Origin of the sequence: Seohaeicola sp. 4SK31, assembly GCF_028802875.1 — a bacterium.
In the GTDB taxonomy this organism is placed as follows: Bacteria; Pseudomonadota; Alphaproteobacteria; order Rhodobacterales; family Rhodobacteraceae; genus Seohaeicola.
Genome location: NZ_JARAMP010000001.1, coordinates 38,289 through 53,124, shown reverse-complemented (window position 1 = coordinate 53,124; position 14,836 = coordinate 38,289). Strand labels below are relative to the sequence as shown.

Here is a 14,836-nt window from a genome sequence, read left to right as displayed (position 1 = left end):
CGCGCAGTTTGTGATGGTATGACAGGGGGGGCTGTGAAAAAACGAGGGGGCAGCCCTGACCCCAAAGGTGCCCATGTCCATCCTTGCCAGCATTCATCACCTGACCCATTACCAATATGACCGCCCGGTCAGCCTTGGACCGCAGATCATCCGCCTGCGCCCGGCGCCGCATAGTCGGACAAGGGTCGTGTCGCACGCGCTGAAGGTCAGCCCGGCCAATCACTTCGTGAACTACCAGCAGGACCCCTATGGCAACTGGCTGGCCCGCTATGTCTTTCCCGAGCCCGTGCGCGAGCTGAAGATCGAGGTCGATCTGACCGCTGACATGACCGTCTACAACCCGTTCGATTTCTTTGTCGAGGAATCGGCCGATACCTGGCCCTTCACCTACCCCGAGGATGTGGCCGAGGATCTGGTGATCTACCGCACCACCGAACCCGCCGGGCCGCTGTTGCAGGCATGGCTGGCCACTGTCCCGCGCGATCCCATGCGCACCGTCGATATGATCGTCGGCCTGAACGCCCGGCTTGCGCAGGAGATCGGCTATGTCATCCGGCTGGAACCGGGCGTGCAGACCCCGGAACAGACACTGGAACTGGCCAAGGGCTCCTGCCGCGACACAAGCTGGCTTCTGGTGCAGGCGCTGCGCCATCTGGGCTTTGCCGCGCGCTTCGTCTCGGGCTACCTCATCCAGTTGAAGCCCGATCTGATCGCCGTCGATGGTCCCGTGGGGGCCACCCATGACTTCACCGATCTGCACGCCTGGGCCGAGGTCTATCTGCCTGGCGCCGGCTGGATCGGGCTTGACCCCACATCGGGCCTTCTGGCGGGGGAATCCCATGTGCCGCTGGCCGCCACGCCGCATTACCGCAACGCAGCCCCCATCTCTGGCCTCGCCAGCGCGGCCAATGTGACCTTCGATTTCGACATGACCGTGACCCGCGTGGCCGAACATCCGCGCATCACCAAACCCTTCTCGGATGCGGCATGGTCTGAACTGAATAGCTTGGGCGAAAAAGTGGACGCAGCCCTGCGCCAAGGCGACGTGCGCCTGACCATGGGCGGCGAGCCGACCTTCGTCTCGACCCTCGATTTCGAAGCGCCTGAATGGAACACCGAAGCCGTCGGCCCCACCAAACGCATCTTTGCGGATGCCCTCATCCGCCGCCTGCGCGACCGTTTCGCGCCGGGTGGATTCCTGCATTACGGACAGGGCAAATGGTATCCCGGTGAAAGCCTGCCGCGCTGGACCTTCTCGCTCTACTGGCGCACCGATGGCGCACCGATCTGGTCCGACCCCGCCCTGATCGCCCCGGAAAAGACCGACGCGACCGTGACCCCGGATCAGGCGTCGGCGCTGCTGTCAACCATGGCCGAGGCATTGGGCGTGCCGCCCGAAAACGTCACGCCCGCTTTCGAAGACCCCGCCGAATGGATCATCAAGGAAGGCAATCTGCCCGAAAACGTGACACCGCAGAATTCCGAACTCAAAGACCCCGAAGAACGCAGCCGCATCGCCCGCGTCTTTGCACGCGGCCTGACAGAACCATCCGGTTTCGTGCTGCCGGTGCAACGCTGGCAGGCCCGCGCCACAGGCCGTGTCTGGCGGTCCGAGAAATGGACCCTGCGCCGCGGCCATCTCTTCCTTGTCCCCGGCGACAGCCCGGTCGGCTATCGCCTGCCGCTCTCGGCCCTGCCGCATATCCCCGAGGCCCAGTATCCCCATGTGATCCCCGCCGATCCTTTTGACAATCGCGGCCCGCTGCCGGACGACGCACGATCAGCCACATCACATACGCCTGCGGATGGTCCTGCCTCGGAACCGGCGCAGCATCCCGCGCAAGCGACACGCTTCACCGCCACCGAACCCGGCCAGACCCGGAACGAGCAGGTCATCGGCGAACTGGGCGGCGCGGTCCGCACCGCAGTATCGGTTGAACCCCGCGACGGGCGGCTCTGCGTCTTCATGCCCCCCGTCGAACAGGTCGAGGACTATCTTGATCTGGTTGCCGCCGCTGAAGCTGCCGCCAAGAAACTGGGCCTGCCCGTCCATATCGAAGGCTATGGCCCGCCGCATGACCCGCGCCTGAACGTGATCCGCGTCGCCCCCGATCCCGGCGTGATCGAGGTGAACATCCACCCCGCCCACACATGGCAGGACTGCGTCGCCACGACCGAGGCGGTCTATGAAGAAGCCCGCCAACTCAAACTCGGCGCCGACAAGTTCATGATCGACGGTCGCCACACCGGCACCGGCGGTGGCAACCACGTTGTGGTCGGCGGGTCCACCCCCGGCGACAGCCCCTTCCTGCGCCGCCCCGATCTGCTGGCCAGCCTCATCCTGCATTGGCAGCGGCACCCCTCACTGTCCTACCTCTTCTCTGGCCTCTTCATCGGCCCCACAAGCCAAGCCCCCCGGATTGACGAGGCGCGGATGGACGCGCTTTACGAACTGGAAATCGCGCTGGCCCAAGTGCCGTTGCCGGGGCAGGGCACCCCACCCGCGCCTTGGCTGGTGGACCGCCTTTTCCGCAACCTGTTGGTGGACGTCACCGGCAACACCCACCGGGCCGAGATCTGCATTGACAAGCTCTACTCCCCCGATGGCCCCACCGGTCGGCTGGGTCTGGTCGAATTCCGCGGCTTCGAGATGCCGCCCAACCCGCGCATGAGCCTCGCCCAACAACTCCTGATCCGCGCCCTGATCGCGCGGATGTGGGCCAGCCCCATCAAAGGCAACCTTACCCGCTGGGGCACCACCCTGTCGGATCGCTTCATGCTGCCGCATTTCGTCTGGGCCGATTTCCTCGAAGTGCTGTCCGACCTGCGCCAGCATGGCTTCGACCTGAACCCCGACTGGTTCAAGGCGCAGGCCGAATTCCGCTTCCCCTTCTGCGGCGAACTGGCGGTCGAGGGCGTGACCCTGGAACTGCGCCAAGCGCTGGAGCCGTGGCATGTCATGGGCGAAACCGGGGCCATCGGCGGCACCGTGCGCTACACCGACAGCTCGGTCGAGCGTCTGCAAGCCAAACTGACCACATCCGATCCTGATCGCTACACCGTCACCTGCAACCGCCGCCGCCTGCCGCTGCAAAAGACGGGCACGAATGGCGTCAGCGTCGCGGGCGTCCGCTTCAAGGCATGGCAGCCACCTTTGGCGCTGCATCCCGCCCTGCCGGTCAATGCACCGCTGACCTTCGACATCTACGACAATTGGACAGGCCGCGCGCTCGGTGGCTGCACCTATCACGTAGCCCACCCCGGCGGGCGCAACTACGACACCTTCCCCGTGAACGGCAACGAGGCCGAGGCGCGGCGGCTGGCCCGGTTCGAGCCGCATGGCCATACGGGGGGCTTTTATGAGCCGGTGCCGGAAACACCGCATTCCGAGGCACCGATGACCCTCGACCTGCGGCGGGCGGCGGGGATCTGATGGCCTCTCTGGCGCATCCAACGGACGGAGGCGTTCCCCTGTTCCAGCGATATCGCCCCCTGCCGGGCGTGCCGGACGAGCTTTGCGACGAAAACGGACGCATGCGGCCCGGCTGGGCCGGTCTGCTGGCCCATCTATCGCGCCTGAAACCGGACGAGATCGCCCATGATTTCGCGCGCGGCGATCAGTATCTGGCCGATGCAGGCGTCTTTTTCCGCAGCTACGGCGACACCACCCTCTCAGGGCGCGACTGGCCCTTCAGCCCCGTGCCGATCATCCTGCCCGAGGCGGAATGGACCAAGATCAGCGCGGGCCTCATCCAGCGCGCTGATCTGCTGGAGCAGGTGGTCGCCGATCTCTATGGTGACAACCATCTGGTGGCCAAGGGGCATCTTCCCGCCAGCCTGATCGCGCAAAGCCCTGAATGGCTGCGCCCGATGGTGGGGGTCAAACCCCGCTCCGGCCACTTCCTGCATTTCGTGGGGTTCGAGATCGGACGCGGTCCCGACGGGCGCTGGTGGGTGCTGTCGGACCGCACCGACGCCCCCTCTGGTGCCGGCTTTGCGCTGGAGAACCGTGTCGCTACCTCCCGCGTCTTTCCGGATCTGTTCCGCCAGACCAATGTGCACCGCCTTGCCGGGTTCTTCCGCGCCTTCCGCGAAGGTCTGGATCACCTGTGCAGCGATCCCGCCGCACGCATCGGCATCCTTACACCGGGTCCGCTGACCGACACCTATTACGAACAGGCCTATATCGCGCGCTACCTCGGCCTCAGCCTCCTTGCGGGCGAGGATCTGACGGTAGATCAAGGCCGCCTTCAGGTCCGTACCGTGCAAGGGCTTGTCCCGGTCGAGGTGCTGTGGCGGCGGATGGACTCGATCTGGACCGATCCGCTGGAACTGGCCGCGCAGTCACAGATCGGCACCCCCGGTCTTGTCTCGGCGATCCGTCAGGGGCAGGTGACGATGGTCAACGCGCTGGGCGCAGGTGTGCTGGAAACTCAGGCGCTGATGGCCTTCCTGCCCCGCATCAGCCGCCATCTGACCGGGCAGCCGCTGGCCCTGCCCAACGTGGCCACCTGGTGGTGCGGTCAGCCTGCGGAACTGGCCCATGTCCGCGCCAATGCCGCGCGGATGATGATCGGACCGGCCCTGTCCACCCGGATGCCGTTCGAAACCAAAGCCATCCATGCCATCGGCGGGCAATTGCGCGGGGGCGAGGGGGGCGATCTGGACGCATGGCTGACGGCCCACGCAGCGCAGCTTGTCGGGCAGGAGATGGTGACCCTGTCCACCACCCCCGTATTCGAAAATGGCACCCTTGTGCCCCGTCCGATGACGATCCGTGTCTTTCTCGCCCGCACACCGCAGGGCTGGCAGGTCATGCCCGGCGGCTTTGGCCGCATCGGGACCGGTTCGGACGCGACCGCCATCGCCATGGGGCAGGGCGGGGCCGTGGCCGATGTCTGGGTCGTCAGCGATACAGCGGTCGAACCCGTTTCGATGCTGACCCCGCCCGACACGCCCTTTCAACGCGCACAGCTTGGTCCGCTTCCGTCACGCGCGGCAGACAACCTGTTCTGGCTTGGCCGCTATGTGGAACGCACAGAGGGTATCCTGCGCCTGACCCGCGCCTATCACAGCCGACTGGACGAGGCCGCGACCGAACCGCTGCTGGCGCTGATCCGCGACCGTCTGCGCGCCTTGGGGATCGACCCGGGGCAACCACTTCCCGACGGGCTGCGCGGAACGCTGGCCTCTGCCGTCAACAGCGCCAGCCAGATCCGCGACCGTTTCTCGGTCGATGGCTGGGCCGCGCTCAAGGATCTTGAAAAATCCATGGGCCGCATCGCCCAGACCGCCGAGCTGGGGACGGACGCCGCGCTTGTGATGAGCGTGCTTCTGCGCAAGATCGCAGGCTTCTCGGGCTTGGTGCACGAGAACATGTATCGCGCGGCGGGCTGGCAATTCCTGACCATCGGGCGTTCGCTGGAACGCGCAGCGATGATGGCGGACCTTCTGGCCGTGACCACCGCGCCCAAGGCCCCGGATGGCGCGCTGGATCTGGCCATCGAATTCGGCGACAGCATCATGATCCACCGCCAGCGCTATGCCGTCACGACCACCCGCAGCAGCGTCATCGACATGCTCGCCCTTGACCCGCAGAACCCGCGCTCGATCCGGTTTCACCTGATGGCCATACGCAACCGTGTCGACGATCTCGCCGCCCACCGCCCCGAAGCGCAGATCACCGAATTCGAACGTCGCGTTCTGGAACTGGACACGCGGGTGGCGCTCCACACCGTCGAGACACTCGACAGCGAAGCCTTGAAGACGCTGCATGGCGACATTCTGGCGTTGTCCACGGCGCTGCATGACGCCTTTCTGCTATAGTCTGGGGGATGATCCGTGATCTATGACATCACCCTGAACATTCACTACGACTATACCGGTGCCGCAGCAGGCGGGCGGCAATTGCTGCGGATCATGCCGCTGGAAGTGCCGGGCCGTCAGCGCGTGATCGCGTCCCTTGTGGACATCGCGCCCCGCCCGGCAGAGCGGCGAACATGGACGGACTTCTTCGGCAACCCTACCGTCGAATTCGCCCTGCGCGGCGCCCATGACCATGTCGATCTGACACTCAAGGCCCGGATCGAACGGTTTGACCCTGCGCCGCAGACCGGCGCCTCCGCCGATTTGGCCGACATGCCAACGCTGCTGGCCCAATGCCGCGATCTTGGCGCGGACTCGCCACTGCACTTCATCGCGCCCTCAGCGCGGGTGCCGCATCTGCCGCAGATCGCCAGCTTTGCACGTGACATCGTCGCAAGCCTGCCCCCATCCCCCGACACATGCGACGCGATTACGGCGATAGGCTCTGCCCTTCACGGTCATATCCGATTTGATTCCAAGGCCACCACGGTGGACACGCCCATGGCCGAAGCTTTTGAAAAGCGCCGCGGTGTCTGTCAGGACATGTCCCATATCATGATCGGCGCGCTGCGCAGTCTGGGAATTCCCGCAGGCTATGTCAGCGGTTTCCTCAGAACCCGACCGCCACCCGGTCGTCCCCGTCTGGAAGGGGCCGACGCGATGCATGCCTGGGTCAGGGCCTGGTGCGGCCCGCAAGCCGGCTGGATCGAGTTCGATCCGACCAATGATTGCCGCGCCGGCGCTGATCATATCGAGGTGGCCCATGGTCGCGACTATGCCGATGTCTCTCCGGTCAAGGGGATGCTGCGCGTGGCCGGTGGGCAAAGCAGCCGCCAGGCCGTGGATGTGATCCCGCTGCTGAACTGACGCCGCTCTACTGACCGGCCAGCCGGCGCTCCAGCCCGTCCCGATCCTGCAACCGGATCTTCCCCTTCTCGACCGAGATCAGCCCATCTTCGCGCAGAACGGCAAGCGCGCGATTGATCGACTGCCGCGAGCAATTCGCCAGATTGGCAATATAGCCCTGACTTTGCGGCACGCGATTGTTCCGATCCGCAAGCCGCAGCAGATAAGCACAGACCCGCCGGTCAAGCGGGTAATTCTGATCCATGTATTTCCGATGATTATCCCGCAGCAGTCGGCTTTGCGTGATTCGCATCACATTCCGCCGCACCAGAGGATTGGTCAGAGACTCTGCCAGCAGTGACACCGGACAATGCAGCACCGTGGCCGGACCCACGGATGTGCAGCTGGCCAGACACGGTTCGCAGGAGATGGCTTCGATCTCACCCAGGGTTTCGCCCTCGCGGGCATGATGGATGATCGCGACATGACCCTCGCAATTCATCAGCGAAACCTCGATACAACCATGGGCAATCAGGATCATGCCCGTGACAAGCTTTCCCTGTTCCAGCACAACCGTACCGCTGGGTACGGTGCGCAACTCACAGGCGTCAATAAACTGCGAAATATCTGCTGAGGACATGTCCTCGAAGAAATCTGCTTTCGCAAGTTGCGGAAATTGCCGACTTAAATTCATCGTCCCCTCCGGGCACCACAATTTTGACATAGTGGCTGACCGTGAGGGGGACTACAAGAGAGCAGCGCAAAAGCAATACACTCATGAGGCGAATTAGGGAAACTGTCCCGATTCCGGTACGGGAGCGTAGCCTTCCAGCGGCAGCGATTTCAGCGACCGCAGCAACCCGATCAGACCCGTGACCTGATGCTGGATCGTTGCCTGTCCTTTCGCGGCGGTGGCGATTGCGGCATTGCCTACAGTGCCCGCCAGGTTCAGATCGGCGGAAATCCAGGCCAGCGAGATTGGCCCGACCGGCGGAATGTCGGCCCCCTCTGCTGTCGAGGTGAAATCCCGCGCCGCACCCATGTCCACCAGTTCGGGATGGAGCGCCAGCATGATCGACGTTTCAACATCGCCGCCATGGATGCCAAAGCTCAATTCACGCGGTGGATACATCCCCTCCGGTTGTCCAAAGGAACTCCACTGGCATTTGACCGCCATCATCCCGGCGCGCACCCGCAATTCGCGCGACAGGATCGACACCAGATCCAGATTGCCGCCATGGCTGTTGACGATCACGATCTTGCGCACTCCGGCGCGGGCGACCGACAGGCCGACCTCGACCCATGCCGCCAGCGCCGTCTGTGCCGACAAGGTCAGGGTGCCCGCCGCGTGCAGATGCTCGTTCGACTTGCCCACCGCCTGCACAGGCAGGATCCGGATATCCAGATCATCCGGGCATTGCCGCCGTAATTCGGCCAGCATCCCCTCGGCGATCATCATGTCCACACCCACGGGCAGATGCGGCCCATGCTGTTCCACGGCGGCCGTGGGCAGAATGGCGATCGTCTCCATCGGATCGATCAAAGCGAATTCGGGGGCGCGGTATTGCGCCCAGTCCAGTCGTCTCATGTTTGGCCTTCGGGTTTGTGGGTGGCATCCAACCGCGCGCGCAGATAGTCGGCGGCAAGGATCGGGGCATGGCGCGGGATGCCGGTTCCGGGCAGGGCGGCGATCATGCTGTCGGGGTTCGGGTCCAGAAAGAAGGCAACCGACCGCCGCGCACGTGGCGGTGGCAACACCCGATGCGGGGTCGAGGCATAAAGGTCATTGCTCCAGCGCATCAGGCAGTCGCCGATATTCACGATCAAGGCCCCGGGCACATGCGGCACGTCCCGCCAGCCGCCATCCTTGCCCTGCACCTGCAACCCGGCTGTGCCATCCGTGGCCAGCAATGTCAGCGCGCCGTAATCCGTATGCGCGCCCGCGCCGATCTCGGCACTGTCTCCACGCGCAGCGGGGTAGTGCAGCAAACGCAGCGTCGCCATCGGCGAGTCGAAATCCAGATCGAAGAACTGCGGATGCAGTTTCAGATCACTGGCGACAGCCCGCATCAACCCGACCCCCAGCGACCAGACCGCGTCGAAATAGGTCAGCATCGTGCCGCGGAACCCCGGCAGATCAGGCCAGAGGTTCACGCCGCGAAACGCCTCGCCGCGCAACAGGCGGGGATCGTCCGCCGTCATCTCGAGTCCGATATTGAACGCCTCTTTCCGGTCGATCTGGCCCGAATCCTCGTCCAGCCGCTCCGCACCCATCATCACCCAACCCCGGTTGTGCGGATTGGTCCGGATGGACAAAGCCGCCTTCTCGCCATCGGGCAGCGCGAAGAAGGCCGCCGACAGGCGGAACACCTCCTCCAACAATGATTCCGCCAATCCATGCCCGATCAACAGGAAGAATCCCGTCTCGCGGCAGGCCAGCCCAAGCTCTGCGACAAAGCCCGGCCGCGTGCTGTCCTGCCGGTACTGCCGCCAATCAAGGATGGGAATCCCGCTCATGCCCGGCTTTCCTGTCTCTGGCTGGATCTGTTGCCGACCAGCCGATCAATCGCGCGCCCGACGCGTGCCAGATGCGCCGTCCGGCTTTCAGGCGTCGAACTGTCCATCAGGTAATGCGCCGCAAAGGCCGTGCGGCATCCCCGCGCGCAAAGAAGACGGACCCCGCGCAGCAACGTCCGCTTGCCGGGTGCCCCCACCAGAAAGGTCAGCCAACGGCTGGCCCCGCAGGTGGTGAACACGCCCAACCGCGTGACATGGGTCAGACCGGGGCGGATCGTCTTGTTCACACCGTCGGGCATCAGAAACGCCACATCCGGCAGCATCACCCGGTCAAGCCACCCTTTGAGGACAGCCGGCAGGCCATACCACCATGTGGGATAGACAAAGATCAGCGTATCGCACCATTCCAGCGCAGCGACATCCTCGGCCACTGGCAAGCGGTTGGCGGGGCTGTCCAGATAGCCGCGCCATTCATCCCGGCTCAGCGCGCCGTCAAACCCGCGCGCATAAAGGTCCAGCACCCGCAGATCCGCCCCGGCCTCCGTCAGCCGCGCGCAGATCAGATCGCGGACGGCGGCGGTAAAACTACCGGGATCAGGATGGCAATAGACAACCAGCGCACGCATTCAGAACACCTTCATTTCCTGTTCTACCCGGCCCTGAAACGCGCGGCGCTGCGCGTCCGTGGCCCGGTTCATGTCGTATAGCGCCAGATATCGCAGGGTATCGGGCCGCGTCACATGCCAGACCGCCCGCTTGACCACATGGCGCGGCGGATCACCCGCCAGCAGCGCCCGCATCCGCGTCCCGCCATAGGTGGTCACCGCTGCCAGTTTGCGGATATGCGTCAGGTTCGGACGCACCTTGCCATCCTCCAGCCGAAAGGACACGCCGGGCAGGAACACCCGGTCAAAGAACCCCTTCAGGATCGCCGGATATCCGAAATTCCAGACCGGAAAGACCAGCACCAAAGCCTCAGCCGCCCGCACGCGTTGAACATAATCCGCCACCGGCGCGATATTGGGTCCCACCTCGTGATAGCCGCGCCGTTCCTCCTCTGACAGAACCGGGTTGAACCCCTCGGCGTAAAGGTCGCAATCATCGACCTCCCACCCCCGCGCGGTCAGGGTTTGCACGACCGTGCCATGCAGACTGGCCGAAAAACTTTCAGCGCAGGGATGGGCAAAGACGACCAGCGCGCGGGTCATTCCGCCGCCCGCATCCGGGGATAGTGATAGACGCCCTCGAATTTCCAGTCAGGATCATCCCAGGCGATCATCTTGCCAGGATTGAGCAGCCCCTTGGGATCGGCCTCGCGCTTGAAGGTCAGTTGCCGGTCATCCACGGTCTGCCGCCCACCTTCCTCCAGCGTATAGCGATGCGGGTTAAAGATCATGCAGCCCAGATCCTCGTGAATCTTCACGATCTCGTCCAGCCGTGCCTCTGTGGTGAACTTCACCAGACTCAGCCCCGCGAACATCACCTTGCCATTCTCGCGCAGCACTTCCAGATGCTGCATCACCTCGCCATCCTTGCCCAAGGCCTTGCGGATCGCCGCCACCTTGGCCTGATGGTCCGGGTATCCATAGCGCACCTGCAAGTAAGTAATCGACGGGTCCACCTTCAGCGCGCGCAGCGTGGTATGGTTCCAGCCATATTCGAACACAGCGCCTGGCCCGCGCTCCCATGTGTCAGCGTCCGACCGGTAGATCACCTGCGCCTTGGGCCGCCGCGCGGTGAAGGTGTTGAACCCGTCCATCGCATGCGGCGCCACCATCAGCCCCACCATATGCTGCCCTTCGCCGATATGGGGCTTCACCCGCTGGAAATACGCTTGCGGGATCGGGGCCTCGAACACCGTCACCAGCTTCAGCAGAATCCCGTCCTGATTGGCGATCTCCTCGGCATAGACCGCCGCATCCTCGAACGTATCAAAGGCCACGAACAGCCCGGTCCAGTCATAGGCGGGGGCAAGCGGCATCTCCAACTCGGTGATGATCCCGTTGGTGCCGTAAGCATGGCTGACGCGCGCCAATTCCTCGCCCCGGAACTCCAGCACGCGGGGCTCTGCCTCCATCGTCACCACACGCAGGCGGATGATATTGCCCAGATCACGCAAACTGCCCCATGTCACAGACCCAACGCCACCCGATCCGCCCGCAACAAACCCGCCGATCGTCGCCGTCGCCCATGTGCTTGAGAACATCCGCAACTCCTGCCCGGAATGGGCCTGAGTCGCCGCATCCACATCCTTCAACAGGCAACCCGGCTCCACGATGACGCGGCCGGGATGCACCTCTTTCACGGCGGTCATGTTCTTCATATGCAGGATACACCCCCCCGCCAGCGGCATCGCCTGCCCGTAATTGCCCGTCCCCGCCCCTCGCGTCGTTACCGGCACGTCATGGGCGTAGCATGTCTTGAGAACCTCGATCACCTCGGCCTCGTTCCGGGGGGCCACGACAAAATCACCCACCAGATGATCCAGCCGGGTCTTGAGAACCGGCGAATACCAAAAGAAATCCCGGCTTTTGGATTTCAACGCTGCGGGATTCTCGTCGATTTCAAGATGGGCCAGCGCATCGCGCGCGGCTTGCACATTGGGTGTCATGGGATGGCCTTTCAAAGGGCTGGGTCTGCATGTCGGTCCCACAGGTTCTGCCACCCTGCCTGCGGACGTGGCATATGGCAGGGACATGCAGCCGCGTGATTTCCGCGGTTGTCCTGCCGCTTCGCTCAATTTAGCGGCAGGGAATGCTGCGTCTGCACAATAATTCCCCATGTGCGCGCGGGCCGAAGCGATTCCCGCCGGTGTTGCTTCCTGCCTTGCAAAGCGCAGCCCTAGGAATGGGGCAGAAACCAGACCCAACGGGGAGTCGCTCAATGAAACTGACAGGGAATCGAATTGCTGCAACCGTCACTGCGGTGGCGCTGACCGCCGTCGCCATGCCCGCCGCCGCGCAGCAGAAGGTGGTGTTCGGCACCAACTGGCTGGCCCAGGCGGAACATGGCGGCTTCTACCAATCCGTGGCCGATGGCACCTATGCCGCCTGTGGTCTGGAGGTCGAGATCGTGCCCGGTGGCCCGCAGGTGAACAACCGCGCCCTGCTGATGGCCGACCGGATGCAGTTCCACATGGGCGGCGACATGCTGCAAGCCTTCACCGCCGTGGCCGAGAACATTCCCATCGTTTCCGTCATGGCGACCTTCCAGAAACACCCGCAGGTCATCATCGCCCATCCCGGCGAGGCCGACACATGGGAAGAGCTGAAAGACCTGACCCTGCTGATCGGCGATCAGGGCTATGCCTCCTATTACCAGTGGATGATCGCGGAATACGGCTTCACCGCCGAACAGCGGCAGCCCTATACGTTCAACCCGGCACCTTTCCTGGCGGACAAGCGGATGGGCATGCAGGGCTTTTTGTCCTCTGAACCCTATGCCATCGAAAAGCAGGCCGGTTTCGTCCCCAATGTCTTTCTCATCGCGGATGCGGGCTATTCCACCTATGCCACCACGGTCGAGGTGATGAAGCCCTTCCTCGAATCCAACCCCGAAGCCGTCAAATGCTTCGTCGAAGGCTCGATTCTGGGCTGGTATAATTACCTCTACGGCGACAACGCCGCGGCCAACGAACTCATCAAGCAGGCCAACCCTGAAATGACGCAGGACAAGATCGACTTCGCCATCGCCAAGATGATCGAGCAGGGCATCGTCGACTCGGGCGACTCGCTGGAAAAAGGCATCGGCGTGATGACCGAAGAAAAGGTCGAGGACTTCTTCACCAAGATGGTCACCGCCGGGGTCGTGCCGGATACGATCGACTGGAAAGCCAGCTTCACGACCGAATTCGTGGGGCAGGGCTTGGGCATGGACCTGCGCCCCAAGAACTGAGGCAGGGCAGGGGCCGGGCGACCCTCGGCCCCATTCCACTCCAGCAAGGACCCCAAGACATGAGCAGACCTGAACGCCCCCCCTTGGGCCAACGCCCTCCCGTGCTCGAGATGATCGGCATCGACAAGACCTTCAACGGCGATGTCGTGGCGCTGAACGCGATGAGCCTGACGGTGAACCAAGGCGATTTCATCTCGCTTCTGGGGCCGTCAGGCTGCGGGAAATCCACGGCGCTGCGCCTGATCGCGGGCCTCTCGCTGCCCAGCCGGGGCAAGATCGCATGGGCGGGCGGGCAGGGCGAGAATGACCTTGGCGTGGTCTTTCAGGAACCCACCCTGATGCCTTGGGCCACGGTGTCGGAAAACGTCTGGCTCCCCTTCCGCCTGCGCGGCCAACCCTATGCCGCCGTCAAGGATGACGTGCTCGAGGCCCTCAAGCTCGTGGGGCTCGAGAAATTCCAGAACGCCTATCCCCGCGAATTGTCGGGCGGCATGAAGATGCGCGTCTCCATCGCCCGCGCCATGGTGACCAAGCCGCGCCTGATCCTGATGGATGAACCCTTCGCCGCGCTGGACGAGATCACGCGCTTCCGCCTGAACAACGACCTTCTGAAATTGAAAGAAGCGATCGGCTGCACAGTGATCTTCGTCACCCATTCCGTCTTTGAATCCGTCTTCCTCTCCGACCGCATCGTGGTGATGGCCGCACGCCCCGGTCGCGTCATCCGCGAAGTCATCGTCCCCGCCCCCTATCCGCGGGACGAGGAGTTCCGCACCTCCGCCGACTATGCCGCCCTCTGCCGCGAAGCATCCGCCGCGCTGCACGAAGCCATGGGAGAGCACGCATGAGCCTGACCGATACCCGCGCCACGGCCGCTGAACCCGTCGCCCTCGACGCCGAGGATCTGCGCCGCCTGCGCCTGCAACGCTTCGACAAGATCGGTAAGTGGCTTTTGCCGCTGGCCGTGCTGATCCTGACCATCATCGGCTGGGATCGTCTGGTCGTCTGGAACGACATCCCCCATTACATCCTGCCCGGTCCCGGCCTTGTCTGGACCACGCTCGTCACCGACTGGGCCATGCTGTTCGAGGCGCTTCTGGTCACGCTCCAGATCACCATGATGGCGCTGGCCGTGGCGGTGATCGGCGGGGTGGGGCTGGCGGTGCTCTTCACCCAGTCGCGGCTGGTCGAGATGTCCTTCTATCCCTATGCCGTGATCCTGCAAGTCACACCCATCGTGGCCATCGCGCCGCTGATCTTCATCTATGTGGACAGCCGCACGGCGGGCCTTCTGATGTGTGCATGGCTGGTGGCGTTCTTTCCGGTCCTGTCCAACACCACGCTGGGCCTGAACTCGGCCGACCACAACCTGCGCGACCTCTTCCGCATCTATGGCGCAACCCGCTGGCAAACCCTGCGCTACCTGCGCTTGCCCTCGGCGCTGCCCTATTTTCTGGGCGGCCTGCGTATCGCGGGTGGCCTTGCCCTGATCGGGGCGGTGGTCGCAGAATATGTGGCCGGCACCGGCGGGATCGGATCGGGCCTTGCCTTCCGCATCCTCGAAGCAGGCTACCGGCTGAACATCCCGCGCATGTTCGCGGCCCTGCTGCTGATCGCGGTGACAGGGGTTGTTATCTTTGCCGGCCTGTCGTTTCTCAGCCATATGCTCCTGCGCAAATGGCACGAAAGCGCCATCAAGCGCGAAACCTGAACG

At 63.9% G+C, this 14,836-nt stretch carries 12 protein-coding genes; 6 read left to right on the top strand and 6 right to left on the bottom strand.

Features of this window, described 5'->3' with window-relative positions:
- The first annotated feature begins 73 nt into the window (after positions 1–73).
- From PVW27_RS00250 to PVW27_RS00240, 3 genes are read left to right on the top strand one after another with little or no spacing between them, the layout of a single operon-like run.
- Positions 74–3,433 carry a transglutaminase family protein gene (locus tag PVW27_RS00250; protein ID WP_274554483.1) on the top strand — a complete coding sequence of 1,120 codons (3,360 nt, stop codon included), beginning with the start codon at positions 74–76 and terminating at the stop codon, positions 3,431–3,433.
- Positions 3,433–5,826, top strand: coding sequence for a circularly permuted type 2 ATP-grasp protein (locus PVW27_RS00245; protein ID WP_274554482.1), 2,394 nt, complete (start codon positions 3,433–3,435; stop codon positions 5,824–5,826). The genes PVW27_RS00250 and PVW27_RS00245 overlap by 1 nt, the downstream gene beginning before the upstream one ends.
- Positions 5,827–5,841: 15 nt before the next feature.
- A complete protein-coding gene (locus PVW27_RS00240; protein WP_274554481.1) occupies positions 5,842–6,732 on the top strand; it encodes a transglutaminase family protein in 891 nt (296 codons plus the stop codon).
- A gap of 7 nt (positions 6,733–6,739) precedes the next feature.
- Here the strand turns inward: PVW27_RS00240 and PVW27_RS00235 are convergent, their stop codons facing one another.
- The 6 genes from PVW27_RS00235 to PVW27_RS00210 all read right to left on the bottom strand — a co-directional run bounded on the left by PVW27_RS00235 (position 6,740) and on the right by PVW27_RS00210 (position 11,839).
- Positions 6,740–7,351 carry a Crp/Fnr family transcriptional regulator gene (locus tag PVW27_RS00235; RefSeq protein ID WP_274554480.1) on the bottom strand — a complete coding sequence of 204 codons (612 nt, stop codon included), beginning with the start codon at positions 7,349–7,351 and terminating at the stop codon, positions 6,740–6,742.
- A gap of 147 nt (positions 7,352–7,498) precedes the next feature.
- Positions 7,499–8,299 carry a creatininase family protein gene (locus tag PVW27_RS00230; protein ID WP_274554479.1) on the bottom strand — a complete coding sequence of 267 codons (801 nt, stop codon included), beginning with the start codon at positions 8,297–8,299 and terminating at the stop codon, positions 7,499–7,501.
- On the bottom strand, positions 8,296–9,228 hold the full coding sequence (locus PVW27_RS00225; protein ID WP_274554478.1) for an isopenicillin N synthase family dioxygenase: 933 nt from the start codon (positions 9,226–9,228) through the stop codon (positions 8,296–8,298). The genes PVW27_RS00230 and PVW27_RS00225 overlap by 4 nt, the downstream gene beginning before the upstream one ends.
- Positions 9,225–9,854, bottom strand: a complete 630-nt coding sequence (locus PVW27_RS00220) for an NAD(P)H-dependent oxidoreductase (protein ID WP_274554477.1) — start codon at positions 9,852–9,854, stop codon at positions 9,225–9,227. Before PVW27_RS00220 ends, PVW27_RS00225 begins: the two co-directional genes overlap by 4 nt.
- Entirely contained in the window at positions 9,855–10,436 is a 582-nt protein-coding gene (locus PVW27_RS00215; protein ID WP_274554476.1) for an NAD(P)H-dependent oxidoreductase, read from the bottom strand.
- Positions 10,433–11,839 (bottom strand): FAD-binding oxidoreductase, encoded by a 1,407-nt coding sequence (locus PVW27_RS00210; protein WP_274554475.1) that lies wholly within the window; start codon positions 11,837–11,839, stop codon positions 10,433–10,435. The genes PVW27_RS00215 and PVW27_RS00210 overlap by 4 nt, the downstream gene beginning before the upstream one ends.
- Before the next feature lie 272 nt (positions 11,840–12,111).
- Between PVW27_RS00210 and PVW27_RS00205 the strand changes: the two genes are divergently transcribed.
- From PVW27_RS00205 to PVW27_RS00195, 3 genes are read left to right on the top strand one after another with little or no spacing between them, the layout of a single operon-like run.
- Entirely contained in the window at positions 12,112–13,122 is a 1,011-nt protein-coding gene (locus tag PVW27_RS00205) for an ABC transporter substrate-binding protein (RefSeq protein ID WP_274554474.1), read from the top strand.
- Between the two features lie 59 nt (positions 13,123–13,181).
- Positions 13,182–13,970 carry an ABC transporter ATP-binding protein gene (locus PVW27_RS00200; RefSeq protein ID WP_274554473.1) on the top strand — a complete coding sequence of 263 codons (789 nt, stop codon included), beginning with the start codon at positions 13,182–13,184 and terminating at the stop codon, positions 13,968–13,970.
- Positions 13,967–14,833 (top strand): ABC transporter permease, encoded by an 867-nt coding sequence (locus PVW27_RS00195; RefSeq protein WP_274554472.1) that lies wholly within the window; start codon positions 13,967–13,969, stop codon positions 14,831–14,833. Before PVW27_RS00200 ends, PVW27_RS00195 begins: the two co-directional genes overlap by 4 nt.
- Positions 14,834–14,836 lie beyond the last annotated feature (3 nt).

What these genes read in the sequence shown, in the direction of transcription:
- PVW27_RS00250 (WP_274554483.1), top strand. Translation starts at nt 74, where the DNA reads ATGTCCATCCTTGCCAGCATTCATCACCTGACCCATTACCAATATGAC.
- PVW27_RS00245 (WP_274554482.1), top strand. Translation starts at nt 3,433, where the DNA reads ATGGCCTCTCTGGCGCATCCAACGGACGGAGGCGTTCCCCTGTTCCAG.
- PVW27_RS00235 (WP_274554480.1), bottom strand. Translation starts at nt 7,351, where the DNA reads ATGTCCTCAGCAGATATTTCGCAGTTTATTGACGCCTGTGAGTTGCGC.
- PVW27_RS00230 (WP_274554479.1), bottom strand. Translation starts at nt 8,299, where the DNA reads ATGAGACGACTGGACTGGGCGCAATACCGCGCCCCCGAATTCGCTTTG.
- PVW27_RS00225 (WP_274554478.1), bottom strand. Translation starts at nt 9,228, where the DNA reads ATGAGCGGGATTCCCATCCTTGATTGGCGGCAGTACCGGCAGGACAGC.
- PVW27_RS00220 (WP_274554477.1), bottom strand. Translation starts at nt 9,854, where the DNA reads ATGCGTGCGCTGGTTGTCTATTGCCATCCTGATCCCGGTAGTTTTACC.
- PVW27_RS00215 (WP_274554476.1), bottom strand. Translation starts at nt 10,436, where the DNA reads ATGACCCGCGCGCTGGTCGTCTTTGCCCATCCCTGCGCTGAAAGTTTT.
- PVW27_RS00210 (WP_274554475.1), bottom strand. Translation starts at nt 11,839, where the DNA reads ATGACACCCAATGTGCAAGCCGCGCGCGATGCGCTGGCCCATCTTGAA.
- PVW27_RS00205 (WP_274554474.1), top strand. Translation starts at nt 12,112, where the DNA reads ATGAAACTGACAGGGAATCGAATTGCTGCAACCGTCACTGCGGTGGCG.
- PVW27_RS00200 (WP_274554473.1), top strand. Translation starts at nt 13,182, where the DNA reads ATGAGCAGACCTGAACGCCCCCCCTTGGGCCAACGCCCTCCCGTGCTC.
- PVW27_RS00195 (WP_274554472.1), top strand. Translation starts at nt 13,967, where the DNA reads ATGAGCCTGACCGATACCCGCGCCACGGCCGCTGAACCCGTCGCCCTC.